The sequence below is a fragment of the Gemmobacter caeni genome (assembly GCF_003054195.1).
Lineage (GTDB): Bacteria > Pseudomonadota > Alphaproteobacteria > Rhodobacterales > Rhodobacteraceae > Gemmobacter > Gemmobacter caeni.
The window spans coordinates 110,446-134,861 of sequence record NZ_QBKP01000003.1 but is presented as its reverse complement, the minus strand read 5'-3'; the positions used below and the strand labels follow the sequence as shown (position 1 = coordinate 134,861).

The 24,416-nt window shown below is 65.3% G+C and carries 23 protein-coding genes; 8 read left to right on the top strand and 15 right to left on the bottom strand.

Annotated elements, in window-relative coordinates:
- Nucleotides 1-31: 31 nt before the first annotated feature.
- Nucleotides 32-1,240, bottom strand: coding sequence for an acyl-CoA dehydrogenase (locus C8N34_RS05940; RefSeq protein WP_054302341.1), 1,209 nt, complete (start codon nucleotides 1,238-1,240; stop codon nucleotides 32-34).
- 100 nt (nucleotides 1,241-1,340) lie between these two features.
- On the opposite strand from C8N34_RS05940, the gene C8N34_RS05935 reads away from it, so the two are divergent.
- The gene (locus tag C8N34_RS05935) at nucleotides 1,341-2,258 is read left to right on the top strand and encodes a LysR family transcriptional regulator (RefSeq protein ID WP_108128187.1); all 918 of its coding nucleotides are present in this window, start codon (nucleotides 1,341-1,343) and stop codon (nucleotides 2,256-2,258) included.
- A 90-nt stretch (nucleotides 2,259-2,348) separates the two neighbouring features.
- Nucleotides 2,349-5,219, top strand: coding sequence for a PAS domain-containing protein (locus C8N34_RS05930; protein WP_145693524.1), 2,871 nt, complete (start codon nucleotides 2,349-2,351; stop codon nucleotides 5,217-5,219).
- A 7-nt stretch (nucleotides 5,220-5,226) separates the two neighbouring features.
- Here the strand turns inward: C8N34_RS05930 and C8N34_RS05925 are convergent, their stop codons facing one another.
- From C8N34_RS05925 to paaN, 7 genes are all read right to left on the bottom strand, one after another.
- Nucleotides 5,227-7,170 carry a 3-hydroxyacyl-CoA dehydrogenase NAD-binding domain-containing protein gene (locus tag C8N34_RS05925; protein ID WP_108128185.1) on the bottom strand — a complete coding sequence of 648 codons (1,944 nt, stop codon included), beginning with the start codon at nucleotides 7,168-7,170 and terminating at the stop codon, nucleotides 5,227-5,229.
- Nucleotide 7,171: 1 nt separating this feature from the next.
- The gene (locus C8N34_RS05920; protein ID WP_054302345.1) at nucleotides 7,172-7,873 is read right to left on the bottom strand and encodes an ABC transporter ATP-binding protein; all 702 of its coding nucleotides are present in this window, start codon (nucleotides 7,871-7,873) and stop codon (nucleotides 7,172-7,174) included.
- Nucleotides 7,860-8,636 carry an ABC transporter ATP-binding protein gene (locus C8N34_RS05915; protein WP_054302346.1) on the bottom strand — a complete coding sequence of 259 codons (777 nt, stop codon included), beginning with the start codon at nucleotides 8,634-8,636 and terminating at the stop codon, nucleotides 7,860-7,862. Before C8N34_RS05915 ends, C8N34_RS05920 begins: the two co-directional genes overlap by 14 nt.
- The gene (locus C8N34_RS05910; protein ID WP_108128184.1) at nucleotides 8,633-9,589 is read right to left on the bottom strand and encodes a branched-chain amino acid ABC transporter permease; all 957 of its coding nucleotides are present in this window, start codon (nucleotides 9,587-9,589) and stop codon (nucleotides 8,633-8,635) included. Before C8N34_RS05910 ends, C8N34_RS05915 begins: the two co-directional genes overlap by 4 nt.
- A 4-nt stretch (nucleotides 9,590-9,593) precedes the next feature.
- The gene (locus C8N34_RS05905; protein ID WP_054302348.1) at nucleotides 9,594-10,466 is read right to left on the bottom strand and encodes a branched-chain amino acid ABC transporter permease; all 873 of its coding nucleotides are present in this window, start codon (nucleotides 10,464-10,466) and stop codon (nucleotides 9,594-9,596) included.
- Between the two features lie 93 nt (nucleotides 10,467-10,559).
- The gene (locus tag C8N34_RS05900) at nucleotides 10,560-11,699 is read right to left on the bottom strand and encodes an ABC transporter substrate-binding protein (RefSeq protein ID WP_108128183.1); all 1,140 of its coding nucleotides are present in this window, start codon (nucleotides 11,697-11,699) and stop codon (nucleotides 10,560-10,562) included.
- A 33-nt stretch (nucleotides 11,700-11,732) separates the two neighbouring features.
- Nucleotides 11,733-13,385, bottom strand: coding sequence for a phenylacetic acid degradation protein PaaN (paaN, locus tag C8N34_RS05895; protein WP_108128182.1), 1,653 nt, complete (start codon nucleotides 13,383-13,385; stop codon nucleotides 11,733-11,735).
- Nucleotides 13,386-13,486: 101 nt separating this feature from the next.
- Here paaN and paaG point away from each other — a divergent pair, with 101 nt between their 5' ends.
- The 6 genes from paaG (at nucleotide 13,487) to C8N34_RS05865 (ending at nucleotide 18,179) form a co-directional block, all read left to right on the top strand.
- Nucleotides 13,487-14,281 (top strand): 2-(1,2-epoxy-1,2-dihydrophenyl)acetyl-CoA isomerase PaaG, encoded by a 795-nt coding sequence (gene paaG, locus C8N34_RS05890; protein ID WP_108128181.1) that lies wholly within the window; start codon nucleotides 13,487-13,489, stop codon nucleotides 14,279-14,281.
- A gap of 14 nt (nucleotides 14,282-14,295) precedes the next feature.
- Complete coding sequence (gene paaI, locus C8N34_RS05885; protein WP_199750646.1) at nucleotides 14,296-14,727, top strand: hydroxyphenylacetyl-CoA thioesterase PaaI; 432 nt, start codon at nucleotides 14,296-14,298, stop codon at nucleotides 14,725-14,727.
- Nucleotides 14,728-14,756: 29 nt separating this feature from the next.
- Nucleotides 14,757-16,067, top strand: a complete 1,311-nt coding sequence (gene paaK, locus C8N34_RS05880) for a phenylacetate--CoA ligase PaaK (RefSeq protein ID WP_054302353.1) — start codon at nucleotides 14,757-14,759, stop codon at nucleotides 16,065-16,067.
- Nucleotides 16,068-16,171: 104 nt separating this feature from the next.
- Nucleotides 16,172-16,771 (top strand): TetR/AcrR family transcriptional regulator, encoded by a 600-nt coding sequence (locus C8N34_RS05875; RefSeq protein WP_108128179.1) that lies wholly within the window; start codon nucleotides 16,172-16,174, stop codon nucleotides 16,769-16,771.
- Nucleotides 16,772-16,803: 32 nt separating this feature from the next.
- A complete protein-coding gene (locus tag C8N34_RS05870) occupies nucleotides 16,804-17,196 on the top strand; it encodes a hypothetical protein (protein WP_108128178.1) in 393 nt (130 codons plus the stop codon).
- A complete protein-coding gene (locus C8N34_RS05865) occupies nucleotides 17,196-18,179 on the top strand; it encodes a formylglycine-generating enzyme family protein (RefSeq protein ID WP_158640450.1) in 984 nt (327 codons plus the stop codon). The genes C8N34_RS05870 and C8N34_RS05865 overlap by 1 nt, the downstream gene beginning before the upstream one ends.
- Nucleotides 18,180-18,186: 7 nt before the next feature.
- On the opposite strand, the gene C8N34_RS05860 is transcribed toward C8N34_RS05865, so the two are convergent.
- The 7 genes from C8N34_RS05860 to paaB form a co-directional block, all read right to left on the bottom strand.
- Nucleotides 18,187-18,801, bottom strand: coding sequence for an acyltransferase (locus C8N34_RS05860; RefSeq protein ID WP_108128176.1), 615 nt, complete (start codon nucleotides 18,799-18,801; stop codon nucleotides 18,187-18,189).
- Nucleotides 18,798-20,849 (bottom strand): phenylacetic acid degradation bifunctional protein PaaZ, encoded by a 2,052-nt coding sequence (gene paaZ, locus C8N34_RS05855; protein ID WP_108128175.1) that lies wholly within the window; start codon nucleotides 20,847-20,849, stop codon nucleotides 18,798-18,800. The genes C8N34_RS05860 and paaZ overlap by 4 nt, the downstream gene beginning before the upstream one ends.
- Nucleotides 20,850-20,918: 69 nt before the next feature.
- Nucleotides 20,919-21,671 (bottom strand): Phenylacetic acid catabolic protein, encoded by a 753-nt coding sequence (locus tag C8N34_RS05850; protein ID WP_108128174.1) that lies wholly within the window; start codon nucleotides 21,669-21,671, stop codon nucleotides 20,919-20,921.
- Between the two features lie 8 nt (nucleotides 21,672-21,679).
- Nucleotides 21,680-22,756 carry a 1,2-phenylacetyl-CoA epoxidase subunit PaaE gene (gene paaE / locus C8N34_RS05845; protein WP_108128173.1) on the bottom strand — a complete coding sequence of 359 codons (1,077 nt, stop codon included), beginning with the start codon at nucleotides 22,754-22,756 and terminating at the stop codon, nucleotides 21,680-21,682.
- Between the two features lie 33 nt (nucleotides 22,757-22,789).
- The gene (gene paaD / locus C8N34_RS05840; protein ID WP_108128172.1) at nucleotides 22,790-23,317 is read right to left on the bottom strand and encodes a 1,2-phenylacetyl-CoA epoxidase subunit PaaD; all 528 of its coding nucleotides are present in this window, start codon (nucleotides 23,315-23,317) and stop codon (nucleotides 22,790-22,792) included.
- A 4-nt stretch (nucleotides 23,318-23,321) separates the two neighbouring features.
- A complete protein-coding gene (paaC, locus tag C8N34_RS05835; protein WP_054302362.1) occupies nucleotides 23,322-24,089 on the bottom strand; it encodes a 1,2-phenylacetyl-CoA epoxidase subunit PaaC in 768 nt (255 codons plus the stop codon).
- Complete coding sequence (paaB, locus tag C8N34_RS05830) at nucleotides 24,089-24,373, bottom strand: 1,2-phenylacetyl-CoA epoxidase subunit PaaB (protein WP_054302363.1); 285 nt, start codon at nucleotides 24,371-24,373, stop codon at nucleotides 24,089-24,091. The genes paaC and paaB overlap by 1 nt, the downstream gene beginning before the upstream one ends.
- Nucleotides 24,374-24,416: the final 43 nt, after the last annotated feature.

The following is a 24,416-nucleotide window of genomic DNA, read 5'->3' as shown; positions in this document are numbered from 1 at the left end:
GCCGCGGATCGGCGCGCGCCCCGACGTCGTCTCAGAAGAATGCTTGCAGGCCGGTGACAGCGCGGCCCAGGATCAGGGCATGCACGTCATGGGTGCCTTCGTAGGTGTTCACCGTTTCCAGGTTCACCATATGGCGGATGACCTGGAATTCCTGCTGGATGCCGTTGCCGCCGTGCATGTCGCGGGCCCAGCGGGCGATATCCAGTGCCTTGCCGCAGTTGTTGCGCTTGACGATGGAAATCATCTCGGGCGCAGCATTGGCCTCGTCCAGCAGACGGCCGACGCGCAGCGAGGCTTGCAGGCCAAGGCTGATCTCGGTCAGCATGTTCGCAAGCTTCAGCTGGTAAAGCTGCGTTCCGGCAATGGGCTTGTTGAACTGCTTGCGGTCCAGGCCATATTGGCGGGCCGCCGACAGGCAGAACTCGGCCGCGCCCAGCACGCCCCACGAGATGCCATAGCGGGCGCGGTTCAGACAGCCGAACGGCCCTTTCAGCCCCTCGACGCCCGGCAGCAGCGCATCTTCGCCGACCTCGACATCCTTCATCACGATCTCGCCGGTCACCGAAGCGCGGAGGGAGAGCTTTCCACCAATCTTCGGTGCCGAGAGACCTTTCATGCCTTTCTCAAGCACGAAACCCCGGATCTTGCCGCCATGCGCCTCGGATTTCGCCCAGACGACAAAGACATCGGCTATGGGTGCGTTGGAAATCCACATCTTCGCGCCGTTCAGGACATAGCCATTGGCGGTCTTGCGGGCGACGGTCTTCATCCCGGCCGGGTCGGAACCGGCATCGGGCTCGGTCAGGCCGAAGCAGCCGATATATTCGCCCGAGGCGAGCTTCGGCAGGTATTTCATGCGCTGCTCTTCCGAGCCGTAAGCGTAGATCGGATACATCACCAGCGACGACTGCACCGACATCATCGAACGGTAGCCCGAATCGACGCGCTCCACCTCGCGGGCCACCAGCCCGTACGAGACATAGGAGGCGCCAAGCCCGCCGTATTCCTCCGGCACGGTCACGCCCAGAAGGCCCATTTCGCCCATCTCGCGGAAGATGGCCGGATCGGTCTCTTCATCGGCGAAGGCCTTGATCACACGGGATTGCAGCTTGTCCTGCGCATAGGCGCGGGCTGCATCGCGCAGCATGCGCTCGTCCTCGGTCAGCTGGTCTTCCAGACGGAAAGCATCTTCCCAGTCGAAGCGGCCGAGGTCGGGGGCGTCTTTCGGTTTCAGGGCCATGTCTTTGCCTTTCGGGTGAAGCGATTGGGTATGTCTATAAGGGATTGTTCACCGACAGAATAACGATAGATTGACGTTATCCTATGCATGGAAAGCATACATGGCCACTCCTCGCCGCCTTTTGCCCTCGATCTCGCTGCTGATGGCCTTCGAATCCGTCATCCGCACCGGATCGACCCTTGCCGCCGCCCATGACCTTGCCCTGACGCAGGGCGCGGTAAGCCGCCTTGTGCAGAACCTTGAAGCACAGCTTGGCGTACAACTGTTCCGGCGTGAGGGGCGGCGGCTGGTGCCCACCGAAAATGCGCTGGCCTATGCGCGCGACGTGGCAAAGGCGATGGACCTGATCAGCCGCGCCTCGATGCGGGTGCGATCCACCACCGGGGGCGGCACGCTGGCGCTGTCGATCCTGCCGACCTTCGGTACGCGCTGGCTGGCGCCGCGGCTGCCGCGCTTTCTGGCGGCACATCCGGGGGTGACGATCAACCTTGGCACCCGGCTGCGGCCCTTCGATTTCGCGGAAGAAGGCTTTGACGCCGCCATCCATTTCGGGGATCGCACCTGGCCCGAGGCTGGCTTTGCGAAACTCTTCGACGAAAGGATGATCGCCTGCGCCGCGCCGGGCTTTCTGGCCAGCCACCCCATCGACAGCCCGCGCGACCTGATCGGCCTGCCGCTTTTGCAGCTGGAAACCCGGCCGAATGCTTGGGCCAGCTGGTTCTCGTTCCACGGCGTATCCGCCTCGATCCCGCTGGGGATGCTGTTCGATCAGTTCGCACCGATGATTCAATCGGCCATCTACGGCATGGGCGTGGCCCTGCTGCCCGAATTTCTGGCCAAGGCGGAACTGGCCGATGGCCGTCTGGTCGAGGCCTGGGGCGGGCCGGTGCCCAGCGTCGGCAGCTACTACCTCGTCTGGCCCGGCATCGGCGAAAACTACCCCCCTCTGGTCGCGTTCCGCGACTGGCTGATCCAGGAGGTTTCGGGCCGCGCGGCAGAAGAGCTTCTGGCGTGGTGAACGCGCCACGGATGCCAGATCCTTGCCGGACCGGATTTCCTTTCAACGACAATCGGCAGATACTCGCCCTGGTTGAATGGGGCGATCTTCATGGACGCATTGGCATATCTGGCGGCACTCGAAGCTCCGGCCTGGCTGTTGCCAGAAACGACAGATGGGCCCATCATCCCCAATGCCGCCGCCGAAGACATGTTCCCCGGCTTCACCCCCGCCACAGCGGCAGAGGTGATCGGGGCGGTGAACAGGCGGCTTGCCATCACCTGCTGGACCTTGCCCTTACAGCTGAACGACAGGCGCCGCTCAATCCTTGTCGCGCAATGCGGGCATGAGAACCGCGCGGGCATTGCCTTGCGTGCCGCCGGGCATGTGATGTTCGACTGGGACATGACAAGCGGCCGTCTGGACTGGTTTGCCCATGCCACGAAGGCGATGGGCTATGATACCACCCAATTCCCCGGCACGGTGCAGAACTGGCTGGGCCGCATCCACCCCGAGGATCGCCCGCGCATCGCCGCCGCCGTCCTGTCGCCCGTCCCCCCCGATCTGGAGACATGGGAGGAGGCCTATCGTTTTCTGCGCGCCGATGGCACGGCAGCCCATGTGATCGACCGGGGTTTCCTGTTGCGCGACGAGGCCGGGCAGGCCCGCCGCATGATCGGCACGATGATCGACGTCAGCGCCGTCCACGAGGCCGAGGCCCGGTTTCAGCTTGCCACCTCGGCCTCAACCGATGTGTTGTTCATCCACGATCTTGTCGAAGACAAGATCTGGTGGAGTGACGCGCTGTTCCGGCAATACGGCCATGCCGATGTGCCCGGCGTCGAAAAGACAGACTGGTGGCTGTCGCGCGTGCACCCCGAGGATGCGCCACGCCTGCGCGAACGCTTTGAAGCGGCCCGAACAGGAGCCGATGACCACTGGACCGAGGAATACCGCTTTTCCCGCGCCGACGGCAGCTATGTCTGGGTCGTCGACCGCGCACGGTTCCTGCGCGATGCCGACGGTCGCGCACTGCGCAGCGTCGGCTCGATGGTCGACATGACTGCGCTGCGCGAGGGGCAGGAACGCTTTCGCCTCGCGGCCGAGGCTTCGCAGGATGTGATCTATTCCTGGGAGCCGGAGACCGGCCGCACCTGGCGCAGCGAAAGCTACAGCCGCACCTTCGGGCTGGACCCGTTTGCCCCGGCATCCGGTCCGGGCAGCTGGCGCGCGGCGATCCACCCTGACGACCTGCCCCGTATCCTGCATCTGCGCGATACGGCGATCACGCGCGGGGATGACCGCTGGGAATATGCCTACCGGGTGATCCGGGGTGACGGATCGGTGGCGCATGTTATCGACCGCGCACTGGCCCAGCGCCGCCCGGATGGCCGGTTGCACCGGCTGATAGGCTCCATCGTCGATGTCACGCGCCTGCGCGAAGAGGGGGAACGCCTGCGCGCGGTGCTGCGGCTGGCCTCCGATGTCGTGTATGAAATTGACCTGCGCGCGGGCACCGTACTTTACAGCGAAGGCGCGGTGGCGATCTTCGGCGCCGAATGGGAAGGCGAGCAGCCGTCGCCCGGTATCTGGACACAGTCGCTGCATCCCGAGGATGCGCCGCAGGTTCTGCGCCAGTTCCGCACTTTCATCGCCGGACGGCGCGAGGACTGGCGCGCCGAATACAGGCTGCGCCGCTCGGACTGCAGCTATGCCCATGTCCGCGACCGTGCGCTGGCCCTGCGCGATGACGAGGGCGAGGCCTTTCGTATCGTGGGGGCAATCGAGGATATCACCGATGAGGTGGAGCTTGCCGCCAAGCTGCAACAGGCGCAGCGGCTGGAGGCCCTGGGCAAGCTGACCGGCGGGGTGGCGCATGATTTCAACAACCTGCTGTCGGTCATTCTGGCCAATGCCGAACTGCTGGCGGATACGGCTGAGGATGCCGAAACGCAGGCCCCGGCAGCGCAGGTCGTGCAAGCCGCCGAACGCGGCGCAGAACTGGTGCGCAGCCTGCTGGCCTTTGCCCGCCGTCAGCCGCTTGCCCCGCGCGCACTGGCCAGCGCCAGCGTTCTGACCGAATTGCGCTGCATGCTGACCCGTACCCTGCCCGCCTATATCCGGCTTTCGGTCGTCACACCCGATGACCTCTGGCCGGTCGAGGCAGATCCGACGCAATTGCAGACTGCGCTTCTGAACCTTGCTGTCAATGCCGGCGATGCGATGCCCGACGGTGGCGATCTCGTCATCGAGGCCGAAAACTGCGTGGTGGACAGCAGCTATGCCGCCGCCAATCCCGACGCGCGGACGGGCGAGTTTCTGCGGCTGTCGATCACCGATTCCGGCACAGGCATGCTGCCGGACGTCGCGGCGCGGGCTTTCGACCCCTTCTTTACCACCAAGCCCGTCGGGCGCGGCTCCGGGCTTGGTCTGTCGATGGTGCATGGTTTCGTCAGTCAGTCGGGCGGCCATGTCACGCTTTACAGTGAGGCGGGACAGGGCACCACCGTCCGGCTGTATCTGCCGCGCAGTCGCCAGGGATCAGAGGCCCATGTCGGCTCGCTCGCAGACCCGGCAGAGGCCATTCCCATGGGGGCCGGTCAGCATGTGGTCGTGGCCGAGGATGATCCCGCGCTTCGCCCGCATGTGGCGCGGCTGGTCGAAAGCCTTGGCTATCGCGTCACCGCTGTCGCGGATGGCGCCGCTGCGCTGGAGGCGATCCGCGCTGCCGGGGATGTGAGCCTGCTGTTCACCGATGTGGTGATGCCGGGTGAGATGAACGGGCTGGTGCTGGCCGAACGTGTGCTGGCCGATTTTCCGGGGCTGAAGATCCTGTTCACCTCGGGCTATTCGGAAAATGCGATCCTGCGGCGCGGCAGTCTCGTTTCCGGCGCAAGGCTCCTGTCGAAGCCCTACCGGCGCCGCGACCTCGGGCTGCGGCTGCACGAGGCGCTGCATGGGGATGCAGCGCCCCGCCCCTGAAGGTTCATCAGCCCTTGCGGGCGGTGTAATGCATCGGCCCGCCACGCCAGCGCGGGAAGCCGTAGCCATGGATTTCCACAAGGTCGATGTCGGACGGGCTGAGCGCGATACCCTCCGCAAGGATCGCCTCCCCCTCGGCGGCCATCTCACCGACAAGCCGTTCGGCAATGGCCGCACGATCCAGCGCCGGTCCGGCGGTGATGGCAGCCGCCAGCACCTCGGCCACCCTGGCCGATGCCTGCGGCTTGCGGTCGCCCGGCGCATAATCATACCAGCCACCGCCGGTTTTCTGCCCCTTGCGACCCGCGCGCACCAGCAGGTCGCCCAGCGTTTCCGGCACGTCCTGCCCTGCCGCCCGCGCGCCCTCGCGTTGCAGGAAGGCAATGTCGAGCCCGCCCAGATCCTGCGCCTCGAAAGGCCCCATGGCAAAACCGAAGCCGCGCATGGCGGCGTCAACCTCGGCAATCGCCACGCCTTGCCGCACCAGCGCCTCGGCGGCAGCGCGATAGCGTTTGAGGATGCGGTTGCCGATAAAGCCCTCGCAGATGCCCGCCTGCACCGGAATCTTGCCCAGCGCCCGCGCCAGCGCAAAGCCGGTGGCCAGCGTTTCCGGCGCGGTCTCGGGTGTCGGCACGATTTCCAGCAGTTTCATCACATTGGCCGGGCTGAAGAAATGCAGCCCGATGAAGCGACCGGGGTTCGCAAGCCCTTCGGCAATCGCGCGCGGATCGAGGTAGGAGGTATTGGTCGCCAGCACCGCATCGGACCGGCAATGGCGGGCAAGGTCGGCAAAGACCGCGCGTTTCACGCCGATCTCCTCGAATACCGCCTCGATCACCAGATCGGTGTCGGCAAGCGCAGCGTAATCGGTGGCGCCGGTGACGCCTGCCATACGCGCCGCCGCCTGTTCGGGCGTCAGCTTGCCGCGTTTGACCCCGCCGTCGAAGATGGTTTGCAGGTTGGCAAGCCCGCGCGCCAGCGCCTCGGCATCGCGCTCGATCAGCACGACCGGAAGTCCCGCATCGCGCAGTGCTGCGGCGATACCCGCCCCCATGGTCCCACCGCCGATCACCCCGGCATTGCGCAGGGGCAAGGGTTTAGCCTCGCCCAGATGCGCCGGGCGCGGGGCGGCACGTTCGGCGAAGAACACATGGCGCAGCGCGGCGGCCTGATCAGAGCCGCGCAGGTCAAGGAAGGTCGCGCGTTCAAAGGCCAGCGCTTCGGCAAAGGGCGCCTGAACCGCCTTCTGCACACAAGCCAGCGCGCGCAGCGGGGCGGCCTCGCCCTTCGCCCGCCTGGCAACCGCCGCCTGCTGTTCGGCCCAGAACGCCGCCCCCGGATCGGTGACAGGACGTTCCGAGGCGGGCAGCGGCAGCGGGGCCTCCAGCGCGGCTCGTGCGAAGGCGATGGCGCCTTCGCGCAGATCGCCGGACAGCACCGCATCGACCAGACCCATGGCCTGCGCCTTCGCGGCCTTCACCGGCTTGCCGGTGGTCACAAGATCCACCGCCGCCGCAGCGCCGGCCACACGCGGCGTGCGCACCGTGCCCGAGGCGCCCGGCACGATCCCCAGCACCACTTCGGGCAGACCGACCGAGGCGCTGTCCAGTACCACGCGGAAGCGACAGCCCAGCGCCACCTCGAACCCGCCGCCCAGCGCGCTGCCATGAATGGCGGCGACCCAGGGCTTCACCGCGCCCTCGATCCGGTTCACCAGATCGGGCAGATGCGGCTCCACCGGCGGCTTGCCAAATTCGCGCACATCGGCCCCGGCGATGAAGGTGCGGCCTGCGCAGATCAGCACCACCGCCCGCACATCCGGGTCGGCGTCCAGCGTGGCCACCGCATCCCACAGCCCCTGCCGCAGCGCCTGACCCAGCGCGTTGACCGGCGGATTGTCCACGGTGACGACGGCGATTTCGCCCTCGCGTTCGATGCTTACAACGCTCATCTCAGATCCCCAGATAGGCTTCGCGGATGCGCGGATCGGCGATCAGCTCGGCCGCCGTCCCGCTCATGGTGATATGCCCTGTTTCCATCACATAGCCACGATCCGCAATCTTCAAGGCACCGAAGGCATTCTGTTCGACCAGCAGGACAGTGACGTTCAGCGCCTTCAGACCCTTCACCACGTCAAAGATCTGCTGCACGACAATGGGCGCCAGACCCATCGAGGGTTCATCCAGCAGCAGGCAGGACGGCCGCCCCATCAGCGCCCGCGCCATGGCAAGCATCTGCTGCTGGCCGCCCGACAGGCCGCCCGCCGCCAGATTGCGCTTTTCCTTCAGGATCGGGAACATCTGGAAGGCATCTTCCATGTCCTTTTCCACCCGGTCATCCGAGAACAGGAAGGCGCCAAGCCGCAGGTTTTCCTCCACCGTCAGGTTGGTGAAGATCTGCCGCCCCTCGGGCGATTGCGCGAGACCGCGCCGCAGCCGCTTGTAGGCCGGAACCGGGGTCAGCGCCTCACCGCGAAAGGTGATGCTGCCGCCCGTGACCGGCTGCACGCCCGACAGGCAGCGCAGAAGCGTCGTCTTGCCCGCGCCATTGGCGCCGACCACGGTGACGATCTCGCCGCTGTCCACATGCAGGTCGATGCCATGCAGCACCTCGATGCGCCCGTAACGCGAGCGCAGCCCCTCAACCGTCAGCATTCTCGGCCTCCGTTCCCAGATAGGCCGCGATCACCGCCGGGTCGCGGCTGACCGTGGCCGGGTCGCCCTCGGCGATCTTCTCGCCATGGTCCAGCACCACGATGTGACTGGAAATCCGCATGACCATCTTCATGTCATGCTCCACCAGCAGGATCGCCACGCCGGATTTGGCGACCTCCGCGATCAGGTGGTCGATCTCCTCGGTTTCCACGGCATTGCAGCCTGCGGCGGGTTCGTCCAGCAACAGAACCTTGGGGTTCAGCGCCAGCGCGCGCGCAATCTCCAGCCGTTTCAGCGCGCCGTAAGACAGGTTCCCCGCCTCGCGTTCGGCAGCGCGTTCGAGCCCCACCCGCGCCAGCAGCGCCCGCGCGCCTTCCTCGGCTGCCTTAGAGCGCCGCCGCGACGAAGGCAGGCCCAGAAGATCGGCCAGCACCGGCCCGCGTTCCTGCAGGTGATAGCCGGAAATCGCATTTTCCAGCACCGTCATGCTTTGAAAGATTTGCAGGTTCTGGAAGGTCCGACTCATGCCGCGCCGGGCCAGAAGATCGGGGCGCATGCCCGTCACATCCTCGCCGTTCAGCACCACCTGTCCCGCGCCGGGCAGATAGACGCCCGAAATCATGTTGAACAGCGTGGTCTTCCCCGCACCGTTCGGCCCGATGACCGAGACGATCTCACCGGGATTGACCGAAAAGCTGACCTCGTTCACCGCGCGCAGGCCACCGAAGGTGATGCCAAGACCCTTGATGTCAAGAAGGCTCATTCCCCGGTCCCCCGCAGCTTGCGCAGGATCGAAGGCAGAAGCCCCTCCCGCAGGAAGATCATCACCAGCATCATCACCAGCCCCAGCACCATCTGTTCGTATTCGGCGAAGACGGTCAGAACCTGCGGCAGCAGCGTCAGGATGCCCGCGCCGAAGATCGCGCCCAGCACCGAACCCGCGCCGCCCAGAACCGCCATGGTCACCATCTCGATCGAGTGCATGAAGCCCGCGACATCGGGGGTGATGAACTTGTTTTGTAGGGCCAGCAGCGAGCCGGAAACGGAGGCATAGACCGCCGAGATCACGAAGGCCTGGAGCTTCAGGCGGCTGACATCCACGCCCACGGTCCGGGCGGCGATTTCTGACCCGTGCAGCGCACGCAGGGCGCGGCCGGTCGGGCTTTGATGCAGGTTCAGCGCGGCCCATGCGCCGAGGATCATCACGATGCCGCTGAAGAAATACCAGAACTCGCCGTTCGACAGGTTCAGGCCCCAGTCCTTCAGCACGCCGCGCAGGCCGAGGTCGGGCACGTCGATCCCGTCAGGGCCGCGCGTCAGCCAGCGTTCGTTGTTCAGCACCATGGAAATCAGGATGCCCATACCCAGCGAGGCAACACCCAGGTAATAGCCTTTCAGCCGCAGGATCGGGCGCCCGACCAGCCAGGCCAGCGCGGCGGACATCACCGCGCCCAGCACCACGGCCAGCGCGGGATGCAGGCCCAGATGCACCGGCGCCAATGCGCAGGCATAGCCGCCGATCCCGGCGAACCCGGCGTGGCCAAGGCTCACCTGTCCGGCATAGCCGGTCAGGATCACGATGCCGGTCACGGCAAGCCCATTGACGAAGATCAGGGCGCCCACGCGGTAGTAGTAGCCCGAAGGGAAGAAGAACGGAGTGATCGCCACAAGCGCGGCCAGCACCAGAAGGGTTGCGGTTTTCGGGGTCAGTTTCATGGCGTCACACCCGATCCGTGGATTTGCGGCCGAACAGGCCCTGCGGCATCAGGAACAGCACCGCGAGGATGACCACGAAAGCCGCCGCATCCTTGTATTGCGAACTCAGGTAGCCCGCCGTCATCGCCTCCAGGAGGCCCAGCAGCAGCCCGCCCGCCAGCGCGCCCTTAGGGTTGCCCATGCCGCCCAGCATGGCGGCGGCAAAGCCCTTCAGGGCCAGCGTCAGACCGACGTCATACGAGGTCAGCGTGATCGGCGTCACCAGAACACCTGCCAGGGCCCCGATGCCCGCCGACAGCGCAAAGGAAAGCGTCATCACGAAATTGGTGTTGATGCCCACAAGCTGCGCCGCCAGCCGGTTGTTCGAGGTCGCCAGCACTGCCCGCCCCAAGAGCGTTCGGGTGAAGAACAGCCAGAGCGCCACGAAAACCAGCACCGCCCCCGCGATGACCCACAGGCTTTGCGGCAGGATCGTCGCGCCCAGAATGCGGATCGGATCGTCCCCCGAAAAGGCCGGGAAAGTATGGATTTGCTTATCAAATACCAGTTGCGCCGCACCGCGAATGAAGATCGAGGCGCCGATGGTGATGATGATCAGCGACACGACCGGCGCGCCGCGCGCGGGCTCGATCGCCAGCCGGTTCAGCGCCACCCCCACGGCAGCGGTGCCGACGATGGCGACCAGCGCCGCCAGCGGCAGCGGCAGCCCCGCGGCATGGGCGAAAACCGTGGCCATGCCACCCAGCATGACAAACTCGCCCTGGGCGAAGTTCACCACATCCGAGGCGTTGTAGATGATCGTGAAGCCCAGCGCGACAAGCGCATAGACCGCGCCGACCGTCACCCCGGAAAAGAGGAATTGCAATAGTTCCGACATGCAGGAGGCTCTCCGGCTGGCAGGGATCGCGGGGCGGCCAAAGACCGCCCCGTCCCGTCAATGAAAGTCAGTCGAGGGATGCCCGACGCTGGATCACTCCACGATGGTCCAGTCGCCGTTCTTGATTTCCAGCATCTTGAACGCGGTCAGGTCGAGACCAAGGTGGTCTTCTGCCGTCATGTTCACGATACCGCCGGTGCCGACATAGCCGGTGGTGCCTTCGATGGCATCACGGATCGCGGCAGGCTCGCCCCCCGCCTTTTCCAGCGCGCCTTTCAGGATCATGAAGGCATCATAAGCGTGGCCGCCGAAGGTCGAAACCGGGGTGCCGGTCTTCTTCTCGAACCCGTCGCGATAGGCGGTCACGACCGCTTTCTGCGGGTCGCTGTCGGGCAGGATGTCTGCCACCAGAAGTGCAGCGGCAGGCAGGCGCACGCCTTCAGCCGCTTCCACCCCCGCGAGGTCGATGAAGCCTTTCGAGGCCACACCATGCGACTGATACAGCGGCAGGCCGACGGCAAGCTGCTTGTAGTTGCGCGTCACGATGGACGGGCCCTGACCGAAGCCGGGGTTCAGAACGGCCTGAATACCAGCGGTGTTCTTGATGTTGGTCAGTTGCGGCGTCATGTCGGCGTCTTTGGGATCGTAGGTTTCATCTGCCACGATCTCGATGCCGTAATCCCCCACCACGCCCTTGCACTGCGCCTGCATCGAGGCGCCGAAGCCGTCGGTGCCCGAGATCATGCCAATCTTGGTCACGCCGCGCTTCTGCATGTCCTCGAAGATCTTCTGGCAGGCCATGCGGTCAGTGTGCGGGGTCTTGAACACCCAGGCTTTCACCGGGTCAATGATGTCCACCGCACCTGCCAGCGAGATGAACGGGATTTCCGCATCTTCCGCCACCGGGATGATCGACATGGTGGTGCCCGTGGTGGTGCCGCCGATGATCGCGGCAACCTCATCATCTTCGACGAGGCGGGTGGCGAAGGTGCGCGCCTTGTTCGGGTCGCCGCCGTCGTCATACATCACGAGTTCCAGCATCTCGCCGTTGATGCCGCCTGCGGCATTCACTTCCTCGACGAGCATTTCCAGCGTCTTGGCTTCCGGATCGCCCAGGAAAGAGGCCGGGCCGGTGGCCGATAGCGTGGCACCGATCTTGATTTCGGCCTGCGCCGCCGGGGCAAGGCCCAGCGCCATCAGGGTGGCGATTGCGGTGGTGGTCAGTCTGTTCATGGGGTTCCTCCTCCCAAAGAAACGAGAAAACGGTCAGGTCGCCTGCCGCAGGGGGCGGCGCCACATCACGCGGGTGAAGCGGCTGGCGACAAAGGCGGTGTCGGTCAGGCTGGCATTGCCCGCCGGATTGCCGCCGGTGACATGGAAATCACTGAAAGCGGCGGATTGATTGACGAAGATATTGCCGGTCAGGTTGATCGACAGATTCACCCCCGCGCCTGCGAAAGCCCGGATCGCACGGGCGATGCGCGGCTCATCGGTATCATAAAGCGCGGCGGTGATGGCGCCCTTGCGGCGGGCGATCTCCGCCGCCGCCGTGATGCCCGCATCGGCATCCGCGACCGCGATCAGGAAGGCGACAGGGCCGAAGCATTCGCCGTCCTGCGGGCCGGGCTGACCATCCTCGACCGCCAGCAGCAGGGGCGAGCGCAGGCGGCCTTCGCCCGCGCTGTCGCGCACCACCCTGCCCTGCCCGCGCAGGCCTTCCAGCCGGGCGGCGGTGGCCGGATTGGCCAGCGCGCCGGAGACGCCCGCCGCGCGGGCCGGATCGGCCAGCAGATCGTCAATGGCCCCGGCCAGCGCCGCCGCTACCGCGTCAAAGCTCTTATGCCCCTCGTCGGTGTCGATCCCACCTCTGGGAATATAGATGTTCTGCGGCGCCGTGCACATCTGCCCGGAATAAAGCGACAGCGAGAAGGCGAGGTTGGCGCACATGCCCGCGTAATCATCCGTCGCGGCGAGGGTGATGCTGTTCACCCCGGTTTCCTCGGTGAACAGTTGCGCCTGCCGGGCATTGTCGCGCAGCCAGCCGCCGAAAGTGGCCGACCCGGTATAGTCGATCAGCCGGATCGCCGGATCGCTGGCCAATGCTTTCGTGACCTCGGCCCCCGGTTCATCCACCGCAAGAAGCACGGCGTCAGCGGGCAGACCCGCCTCGGCCAGAACCTCGCGCGCTACGCGCACGGTCAGCGCCAGCGGCAGGATGGCGCCGGGATGCGGCTTCACGATCACCGGATTGCCGGTGGCGAGGCTGGCGAAGATGCCGGGATAGGAATTCCACGTCGGGAAGGTGTTGCAGCCGATGGTCAGCGCCAGCCCGCGCGGCACCAGCGTCCAGTGTTTCTCCAGCACCAAGGGCGCGGCCTTGCCCTGCGGTTTTTCCCAGATCGCATCACGGGCGAAGCGCGTCATCTCGGACCAGGCGACAGCGACCGCCTCCAGCCCGCGATCCTGCGCATGGGGGCCGCCCGCCTGAAACGCCATGGCGAAGGCCTGCCCGGTGGTGTGCATGGTGGCATTGCCCAGAAGAAAACTGATCCGATTCAGCCGGGTCAGGATTTCCAGACAGATCCCCACCCGCGCCTCCGGCCCCGCCTCGGCCAGCGCCGGGGCGGCCGCTTCAGCGGCGGCAATCAGGGCAGGCACGTCCGCCGCCGGATAGGTGATTCCCAAGGCGCCACCAAAGGGCGAAACCTCGGCCCCCGCCCGGCGCGATTCGGGGTGACCGGGCAGCGCGAAGGGTTGCCCCAGCAGCGCAGCATAGGCGGCCTCGCCATCCGTTTTCGCAGTTTCCCCATAGATTTTACCGCTGGGCACCTCGGGGAACGGGGTCCAGAAGGCACGGCTCTGGACGGCCTTCACGGCATCGTCCAGCATCTCGCGGTGGCGATCGAACAGGGCGGTCATGGCATCCTCCTCCCAGGCTGCGCTTTATCATTGACCGGCCGGTCGGTTTATGCAACATGAATTTTCGAGGGCCCCATGATTTCGGGGCAAGGGAGAGAGCGATGACCCAATCCGATACCGTTCTGGCCACACTGGCCGACGGCGTGCTGACGCTGACGCTGAACCGCCCCGACAAGCTGAACTCGTTCAACGAAGAGATGCACCTTGCCCTGCGCGCGGGCTTCCAGCGGGCGCATGACGATGCGGACGTCCGGGCCGTTCTGCTGACCGGCGCCGGGCGTGGCTTTTGCGCCGGGCAGGATCTGGGCAACCGCGACCCGCGCAAGGGCGGCCCTGCCCCCGATCTGGGCTATACGCTGGACACTTTCTACAACCCGAATCTGCGCCTGATCCGCAGCCTTGAAAAGCCGGTGATCTGCGCAGTGAACGGCGTCGCCGCCGGGGCTGGCGCCAATATCGCCTTCGCCTGCGACATCGTGCTGGCGGCGAAATCCGCGAAATTCATCCAGGCTTTCGCCAAGATCGGCCTCGTTCCCGATGCCGGCGGTACATGGAGCCTGACCCGCCTGCTGGGCGAGGCGCGCGCCAAGGCGCTGGCCCTGACAGCGGAACCGCTGATGGCGGAAAAGGCCGCCGACTGGGGCCTGATCTGGAAAGCGGTGGAGGACGCCGATCTGCTCGCCGAGGCGACCGCGCTGGCGCAATCGCTTGCCGCCGGGCCGACGCTGGGCCTTGGCATGACCAAGCGGCTGATACAGGCTGCGGGCAGCAACAGCCTTGACGAGCAACTGGACATGGAGCGCGATTGCCAGCAGATCGCGGGCCGCAGCGCCGATTATGCCGAGGGCGTGACCGCCTTCCTCGAAAAGCGCAAGCCGGAGTTCAGGGGGGAATGAAGGACATGGCCGAAATGACCGCGCAGGACATCGCGCGCGCCTGCGCCGATGCGATGTGGAACAATGACAGCACTTCGCAGCGGCTGGGGATGGAGCTGGAACACATCGCCCCCGGCGAGGCGACCCTTGCGATGACCGTGACCGATGCCATGTCGAACGGCCACGGCAATTGCCACGGCGGCTTCATCTTCACGCTGGGCGACAGCGCCTTTGCCTTCGCCTGCAACAGCCACAATCAGGTGGTGGTCGGCCAGCACTGCTCGATCACCTATATCGCCCCCGCCCGCATCGGCGACCGCCTTGTCGCCACGGCGACCGAGCTGTCACGTCAGGGCCGGTCCGGCATCTACGACATCCGCATCACCAACCAGCACGGCCAGCATATCGCGGAATTCCGCGGTCATTCGCGTGTCGTGAAGGGCAGCCATCTGCCGGTCGAAGCCTGACCGGACCCGCATTTCCAAGGGAGGACACCATGGAAGACCTGACGCCGCGCAAGCAGGATCTGGACCCGATCGAATACGCCTCGCGCGATGAAATCGAGGCGCTACAATTCCACCGCATGAAGCGGTCGCTGAAACACGCCTATGAAAACTCGCCCTTCTACCGCAACCGCTTCATCGAGCACGACGTGCACCCCGAGGAGCTGAAGTCGCTGAAGGACCTGGCGAAGTTCCCCTTCACCACCAAGCAGGATCTGCGCGACACCTATCCCTTCGGCATGTTCGCCGTGCCGCAGACGAAACTGGTGCGCATCCACGGCTCGTCCGGCACCACCGGCAAACCGACCGTGGTGGGCTATACCGCCGCCGATATCGACCATTGGGCGAACCTCATCGCGCGGTCCATCCGGGCTGCGGGGGGGCGTCCGGGCGACATCCTGCACAATGCCTATGGCTACGGGTTGTTCACCGGCGGTCTGGGCGCGCATTACGGCGCGGAACGGCTGGGCTGCACTGTGGTGCCGATCTCGGGCGGGATGACCGAACGGCAGGTCACGCTGATCAACGACTTCAAGCCGCGCATCATCATGGTGACGCCGAGCTACATGCTGTCGATCCTTGATGAGTTCCGCCGTCAGGGCCTCGACCCCCGCGAATCCTCGTTGAAGGTCGGCATCTTCGGGGCCGAACCCTGGACCAACGCCATGCGCGAGGAAATCGAACAGGCTTTCGACATGCACGCGGTCGACATCTATGGCCTGTCCGAGGTCATGGGGCCGGGCGTCGCGCAGGAATGCGTGGAAACCAAGGACGGGCTTCACATCTGGGAAGACCACTTCTACCCGGAAATCATCGACCCGGTGACGGGCGAGGTGCTGCCCGACGGCGAGATGGGCGAACTGGTATTCACCACGCTGACAAAGGAAGGCCTGCCGATGGTGCGTTACCGCACCCGCGACCTGACCCGCCTGCTGCCCGGCACTGCCCGCTCCATGCGCCGGATCGAAAAGATCACCGGCCGCAGCGACGACATGATCATCCTGCGCGGCGTCAACGTCTTCCCGACCCAGATCGAAGAGCAGATCCTGAAGTGCAAGGGCCTCGCCCCGCATTTCCAGATCGAACTCACCCGCTCGGGCCGGATGGACAACATGACCGTCCACGTTGAATGCACCCCCGACATGACAGCCGAGGACGCCCGCGCGAAGTCGGCCAAGGAACTGGCGCATCACATCAAGTCGGTCGTCGGCGTCTCGACCAAAATCGAAGTGCGTGACCCGAATGCGGTGGCCCGGTCGGAAGGCAAGGCCAAGCGCGTGATCGACAACCGCCCCAAGGAATGACGGTGAATTTCCGCGGCCGGGGTGACTCGGCCGCGACTTGCCGCTAAAGCAGAAACGGGGGCCCTGCCCCCTTTTTTCGGCCAGAATGGCAGGAAAGCGAGAATATGGCTCGGACCAGAGCGACAGATTTCGAAGAAAAGCAACGTGGCATTCTGGAAAATGCCGCCGCAGTCTTTGCCGAACAGGGGATGGAGAAAGCCTCCATGTCCCAGATCGCCGCGCATGCGCAGGTGTCTAAGGCGCTGCTGTATCACTATTACCCCAGCAAGGATGCGCTGATCTTCGCGATCATCATGACGCATCTGGAGGGGCTGGAGACCGCCACGGAAGAGGCCGACGACCCCACCCTGCCCCCGGCCGACCGCCTGCGGCAACTGGTGGGGGCCGTGCTGGAAAACTATCGCGGTGCCGACAATCAGCACAAGGTGCAGCTCAATGCCGCCGCCGCCCTGTCTGATGACCAGAAGGCCGAAATCACCGGCGTCGAGCGCCGCATCGTCAAACGCTTTTCCACCGTGCTGCGTCAGATCAACCCGGACCTTGACAGCAGCGACCGCCCCCTGCTGATGCCCGTCACCATGTCGCTGTTTGGCATGATGAACTGGGTCTACATGTGGTTCAAGGAAGGCGGCCGCATCAGCCGAGACGATTACGCCGACGTCGCGACGACGCTGATCCTCGAAGGCATCAAGGCGGTGCGGTGAAGCACCGCCCTTCTGGGCATCACCAGACAATCATGGGTTTTCAATTGCCCTTCCAAGATGCGTGTGGCAATTTCCGCGCGCATTCCCTTGAAGGCTTTCAACCCATGCGACAAATCCTCCGCGCCACCGCGACCCTGGCCGCGATCCTTCTGTCGGTCGGCCCTGCCGCCGCAGCCCCGTCGGGCGCTGAGATCTGCAAAAAGATGATCAGGGAGGGCCGCGCGAATGGCATGGATCAGCGCAAGTGCCTCTGTGCCCACCGCCTTGCCGAAGCGACACTTGACGACGACATCACAGCTTTGCTTTTCGACTCCTGGTACAGGGGCGTCAACAACATGTCGGCGATCGAGCGTCTGCCGAACCAGAGCCGCGTCAAGAAGCAGATCGCGACCATGGCTCTGACGCTTGAGACCAGATGCAAGTGATGCCACCCGCCTGCCGTCGGCGCCTGATCGTGACGGCACTCTCGCTTGCGGTACTGATCCCCTCCGGTGCGCTGGCAGAGGCTTCGGGCGCGTCCCTTACTCCGCTCTCGATATTCCGCGAATGTGATGCCTGTCCCGAAATGATCGTCATGCCGCCCGGCAACTTTATAATGGGGGCGATCCCGGGAGAATCCCGCAACCCGTTCTATTACGACAAAGCGAAAGACCAGTTCGGGCGCAGGAAACCGGGCGAGGTGAACATCCTGCCCGCCGAACATCCGCCCCACCGGGTCGAGATGGATGTTCCCTTCGCCATGGCGCGGAACGAAACCACCCATGCCGAGTGGATGGAATGTGTCGACGATGGCGGATGCAGCCGTGTTCCTGATCATCGGGTCGTCACGATCAACGGCTATATCCGCCTCGGGCCGCGGCATCCCGTCATCAATATCTCGTGGCAAGATGCGCAGACCTATGTGGACTGGCTGAACCGGAAGGTCGGACAGACGGTCTACCGGCTGCCGACCGAGGCGGAATGGGAATATGCTGCACGGGCGGGCACCGAGACACCCTTCGCACAGGGCGATGCGCTGACATCGGATCAGGCGAATTTCTCGCGGCTAGGAACCGAGAACATCCTTGGCCACCCGATGCCCGAGCTGCGCGATCCGAACGGCCCCGTCACCGTCGATGAACTGGACGCGGCAAACCGCTGGGGGCTGCGGCATATGTCCGGGAACGTCTTTGAATACACCTTGTCCTGCTGGACGCCGGAACATCTGGGCCTGTCCAGCGACAGCGCCTATCTGGCGCAGGCACGCGCAACCGCCACCTGCCGCCGCGTGAAAAAAGGGGGCTCCTATCAGACTTCAATGGACAGCCTGCGCCCGGCACACCGCCGCTTTGGTTCTGAAGATTTCGCCATGCCGTCTTACGGGTTTCGCGTCATCCGGGAGTTGCGCGTGGAGGCGGGCGGAGGGTAGGCCCGCCCTACCCCTCGAACCCTGCCCGCGCCAGCACCAGCGGATCATATTCCGGTGCGGTGGTGCGGCGGCGGTCGGGTTCCGCTTCGGTCAGCGCCACTGCAGGGCGGAGCTTGTCGCGGGCCTCCAACGCGAGGCGCTGATAGACGCCGGTGCCCTGCCGCTTCCAGGCGATTTCCTCGGGGCTGAGTTCCCGCACCACCTTAGCCGGCGAGCCGACAGCAAGGCTGTTGGGCGGGATCTGTGCGCCCGCCTTCACGAAGGCCATGGCGGCGATGATGGTGTTTTCGCCCACCACCGCCTCATCCATCACCACGGCATTCATGCCGACCATGGCGTTCCTGCCGATTTGGCAGCCATGCAGCACCGCGCCATGGCCGATATGGCCGCTTTCCTCCACCACAACATCCTTGCCGGGGAAGGAATGCACCACGCAGGTTTCCTGCACGTTGCATCCACGCTCCAGCACGATGCGGCCGAAATCGCCGCGCAGCACGGCGCCGGGGCCGACATAGACCGCCGGGCCGATGATCACATCGCCGATGACCACCGCCTCGGGATGGACAAAGGCCATGGGGTCGATCACCGGCACCACGCCGTCATAGGCGTAGACGCGGCTCATGCGGCGGGCCAGTGTTTCGCGACCATGGTCAGCACGTCATATTGCGCCACCACCGCGCCGTTCTGGTTGGTCACCTGGCAATCCCAGCGCACCTCGCCATGTTCGGCATTGGCACGCGGGTTGATCTCCTTGCAGGTCAGCCGCACTTGCAGCGTGTCGCCGAAATAGACCGGGGTCAGGAAACGCAGGTTATCGACGCCGTAATTGGCCAGAACCGGGCCGGGGTTCGGTTCTACGAACAGCCCCGCCGCGAAACTCGCGATCAGATAGCCATGCGCCACGCGGTCGTCGAAGAACGGGTTCGCCTTGGCGGCGGCCTCGTCCATATGGGCATAGAAGGTATCGCCGGTGAAATGGGCGAAATGCTCCACATCCTCCAGCGTCACCTCGCGTTTCGCGGTGACCAGCTGGTCCCCGATCTTCAGCTCCTCCAGCGATTTGCGGAAGGGGTGGATGTCATGGGTGACCGGCGCGCCTTCGATCCAGCGGCCCGTCACCGCCGACAGAAGGCGCGGGCTGCCCTGCACGGCGGTGCGCTGCATGTAATGCTTGACGCCGCGAATGCCGCCCATTTCCTCGCCACCGCCAGCGCGGCCGGGGCCACCATGGACCAGCGGCGCGAGCGGCGAGCCATGCCCGGTGGAGGTTTTCGCCGATGCGCGGTTGCCGATCATCACGCGGCCATGGAACGGGGCAAGAGCCAGCACCACCTCCTCGGCCACTTTCGGATCATCGGTAAAGACCGAGGAGACCAGCGAGCCCTTGCCCATCGCGGCCAGTTCCGCCGCCTCGGCCGGGTCGTCATAGGGCATAACGGTGGACACCGGGCCGAAAGCCTCCACCTCATGCACCGCAGATGCGGTGAAGGGTGTGTCGCAATACATCAGCACCGGGTTGAGGAAGGCGCCCATGGTGGCATCGCCCGAAACGACGCGCACGTCATCGGGGTTGCCCGCCACGATCTCGGCATCGGCTTGCAGGTCGCGGATGCGGGCGCGGACCTCGTCGCGCTGGTCAAGGCTCGCCAGCGCGCCCATGCGGGTGGTCTCGTCGCCCGGTAGGCCCGGCAGGGTCTTGCCCAGCCGGTCGCGCAGCGCCTCGACCAATGCCTGAACATGGGCGCGGGGTGCGATGACGCGGCGAATGGCGGTGCATTTCTGCCCGGCCTTCGCCGTCATCTCGCGCGAGACTTCCTTGACGAACAGGTCAAATTCCGGCGTGCCCGGCCCGGCATCGGGGCCAAGGATCGAGGCGTTCAGACTGTCGGCCTCCATCGTGAAGCGGACCGAGTTTTCCACCACCGCCTTGTGCGATTTCAGTTTGCGCCCGGTCCAGGCCGATCCGGTGAAGGTGACGGCATCCTGCCCCGTCACATGATCCAGCAGATCCCCGACCGAGCCACAGACGAGTTGCAGCGCACCATCCGGCAGGATGCCGGTTTCGACGATCCGGCGCACCATCAACTCGGTCAGATAGGCGGTCTGGCTCGCGGGTTTCACGATGCAGGGCACCCCGGCCAGCAGCGTCGGCGCAATCTTTTCCAGCATCCCCCAGATGGGGAAGTTGAAGGCGTTGATATGCACCGCAACGCCGGTCAGCGGCGTCAGGATGTGTTGCGCGACAAAGCTGCCATCCTTCGACAGCACCTCCACCTCACCATCGGTCAGCACGCGGGTGTTCGGCAATTCGCGGCGGCCTTTCGATGCGAAGGTGAGCATCGTGCCGATACCACCTTCGATGTCGATCCAGCCATCAGCGCGGGTGGCGCCGGTGCGGAAGCTCTCGGTATAGAACTCCTCCTTCCATTCCATCAGCTTCAGGCCCAGCGCCTTGAGCATCCCGGCGCGGTCGTGGAAGGACATGGCCCGCAGGCGCGGGCCGGCCACGCGGCGGCCGTAATCCAGCGCGCCGGCGAAATCGAGCCCGGTGGAATCGATCATCGCCACCGGCGCCCCGGTGGCGGCATCGAGCAGCGTCTGCCCCTCGGCCTGCCCGGCCATCCAGTGGCCACAGAGATAGCTTTCAAGACGGCGCGGCGCGGCGGTCATGGCGTTTCCTTCAGATTTGTCGTTCATCAACGGGCGCGGCCCTGTTCCACCGCGCCCGCAGGTAGCGTGTCAGAGGCCCAGCGGGGCCAGCTTCTCGGCCACCAGCGCCTCCCAGCGGGACAGCAGGGCCTCGTTCGGGCTATGGCGCAGGCCGAATTTGCGCAGCGTATCATAGCGGCCGGAACCGGCGACGCCGAAGGTCGCGGCGACGCGCGGGCGCCAATAGGCCAGCGCAGATTGCGCCTCGGCGCGGCCCGTGTCGGTCGCGGCGATACGCTCCAGCCCCTCCAGCCCCAGCTCAGTGTGACGCGCCTCGCGCGGGGCGATCTCGCGGAAGACCTCGGCCAGCGGCGCGTAAGAGACGCGGGTCAGTTCGGTCATCTGCACGCCGGTAGCAAGGCCCATCAGCACGTTCATCGCCACCGCATCCGCCCAGCCGGTGATCGGGTAATGGAACACCGACAGGCGCATGTCGCCCGCCTGCCTCGCCGCGCCCAGATCGGCGTCGCGACCCACCCGGGCAGCCCAGTCATGCTGGCCCTGATAGCGTTTGGTATCGGTGCCGAAGCTGCCCATCACGTCCAGCACGCGCTCGGCATGATCGGCCTTTTCCAGCGTGATCCGGCTGGCACTGATGCGTTCCTTGATGCCGGGCGCAAAGTTGATCGAGGCGGCAAAGCCCGCCGACCCGGCCAGTTCGCTGTCGACGAACGACCCCATCAGCCGCATCAGCTCGCCCCGATAGCGGGCGGGCACGTTGCCGGGCGCGGTCAGAACACCGCCCTGCGCCAGATAGTCTTCGATATTCATCGTGTCGGACATTTCAGACCTCATTCGTCATAGGTCACGACCACACGGTCGCTGAGCGGGATCGCCTGGCAGGACAGCACATAGCCCGCGCGGACCTCGTAATCTTCAAGCGCGTGGTTCACGGCCATTTCCACCTCGCCCTCCAGCACCTTGCAGCGGCAGGTCGAACAGACGCCCGCCTTGCACGAATAGGGCGCGTCCATCTGGGCGGCGATGGCGGCATCGAGGATCGACTGGCCCCCGCGCGGCATCTCGAAGCTGCGGGTCGCGCCGTCGAGCGTGACGGTGGCCTGCGTGCCGCTGCCCGGCGTCACCGCGACCTTGGAAACGGCCTTGGCACGCGCCCGGCCCGGCTGGCCGCTGGCGAACAGTTCAAACTTGATCTGGCTGTCGCTCAGCCCATGGTCGCGCAAGCTGGCGGCGATAGCCAGCATCATCGGCTCAGGGCCGCAGATGAAGGCGATATCCACCGATTTCGCGTCGATCCAGTGCTCGAACAGCGCTTTCATCTTCTCGACATCCACCCGGCCGGTGAACAGGTCGATGTCCTGCGCCTCGGCTTCCAGCACATGCAGAACCGAGAGGCGGCCGAGATAGAGGTTCTTCAGATCCTCCAGTTCCTCGCGGAACATGATCGTGCTGATCTGGCGATTGGCATAGACCAGCGTGAAGCGGCTGGCAGGTTCGCGGGCCAACACGGTCTTGATGATCGACAACAAGGGCGTGATGCCCGAGCCGCCCGCAAAGCCGAGGTAGTGCTTTGCGGTGTCGGGTTCGAGGGCGGTAAAGAACTTGCCCATCGGCGGCATGGCGTCGATTTCATCGCCGGGGGCGAGGTTCTCGTTCGCCCATGTGCTGAAGGCGCCGCCATCGACGCGCTTGATGCCGACGCGCAGCACGCCCTCATCCTTGCCGGCGCAGATGGAATAGCTGCGGCGCAGTTCCTCGCCGTCGAAATCGCGGCGGAAGGTCAGATACTGGCCTTGGGTAAAGTCGAACAGCGCGCGGTCCTCGTCGCGCGGGGCGAGGGTCACCACCACGGCGTCGCGCGTCTCGCGGCGGACCTCGGTGACCTTCAGGGAATGGAAGCGTGCCATGATGGGCTCCTGCCTATTGGGTCGGACGCATCGTCAGATGCATTTGAAATAGTCGAAGGGTTCCAGACAGTCGTTGCAGACATAGCTGGCCTTGCAGGGGGTCGAGCCGAACTGGCTGACCTTGCGGGTCTGGGTGGAGCCACAGCGCGGGCAGGCGATGGTCAGGTTCGACGTGCCCGAAAGCCGCGCGATCCGCCCCGCCAGCCGCCCATCGGCGGCGGTGCCGTCGATCGGGGGGGCGATGCCATAGGCGCGCAGCTTCTCGCGCCCCTCGGCTGTGATCCAGTCGGTCGTCCAGGGCGGCGACAACTGCCGCTCCAGCCGCAGATCGGTGATGCCCCGGTCGCGCAGCGCCTTTTCGATGTCGAGGTTGATGACCCCGGTCGCCGGGCAGCCCGAATAGGTGGGTGTCACGGTGACAACCAGCGTCTCCCCCTGCCAGGCCACATCGCGGATGATGCCCAGATCGGTCAGGCTGATCACCGGGATTTCCGGGTCCGGCACTTCCGACAGCCAGCCCCGGATTTCCGCGATGCCCGGGCGTTCCTCCCCCCCCTGCATGGCGTTACCAGGTCGCGCCAGGATAGGCGCGTTGCAGGAACTGCATTTCGGCCAGGATATAGCCAAGGTGTTCGGAATGAACCCCTTTGCGGCCGCCCTTATGCTGATAGGTCTCGCCCGGATGGGTCAGCGTGGATTCAGCCAGCACTTGCGAAACCGTCGCATCCCATGCCGCCTTCAGGCTGGCCGGTGCCGGGGCGATCCCGGCGGCGACCACGGCCTCGTCCGAGGCATCGGCCATGAACAGCTCCCCCGTATAGGGGTAAAGCGTATCCAGCGCCTTCTGCATCCGCGCGCGGCTTTCCTCGGTGCCGTCCCCCAGACGGATCACCAGATCGGCAGAGCGTTCCAGATGATAGGCCACTTCCTTCACCGCCTTGGCGGCGATCTCCGCCACGCGGGCGTCGGAGGATTTCTCCAAGGCGCGCAGCAACTCGATATGCCAGGCGTCGAACAGGAACTGCCGCATCAGCGTATTGCCGAAATCGCCGTTCGGACGTTCGACCAGCAGCACGTTGCGGAAGGCCGCCGCGTCACGCAGATAGGCAAGCTGATCGGCAGTGCGGCCCTTGCCCTCCACCTCGGCCGCGAGGCCAAGCCAGAACTGCGTCTGCCCGATCAGGTCAAGCGCCTGATTGGCCAGCGCGATGTCTTCCTCCAGAACCGGCGAATGCCCGCACCATTCCGAAACCCGGTGGCCAAGGATCAGGCAATTGTCGCCGATCCGGCACAGCCATTCGAAGAAGGCGGCCTGATTGACTGCGCTACCCATCACATATGCCCCACTTCCGGCGGGATGTCGAAGAAGGTCGGGTGGCGATAGACCTTGGAATTCGATGGCTCGAACAGCGGTCCCTTGTCCGAGGGGCTGGAGGCGGTGATGTCATTCGACTTCACAACCCAGATCGAGACGCCTTCATTGCGGCGGGTATAGACGTCGCGCGCATTGCGGATCGCCATTTCGGCATCCGGCGCATGCAGGCTGCCGACGTGACGATGGTTGAGGCCGTGCTGGCCACGGATGAAAACTTCCCAAAGGGGCCATTCGCTGGACATGGGTTCCTCCCGGTGATGGGTGTCTGGCTTGGGGGGCAGGCGC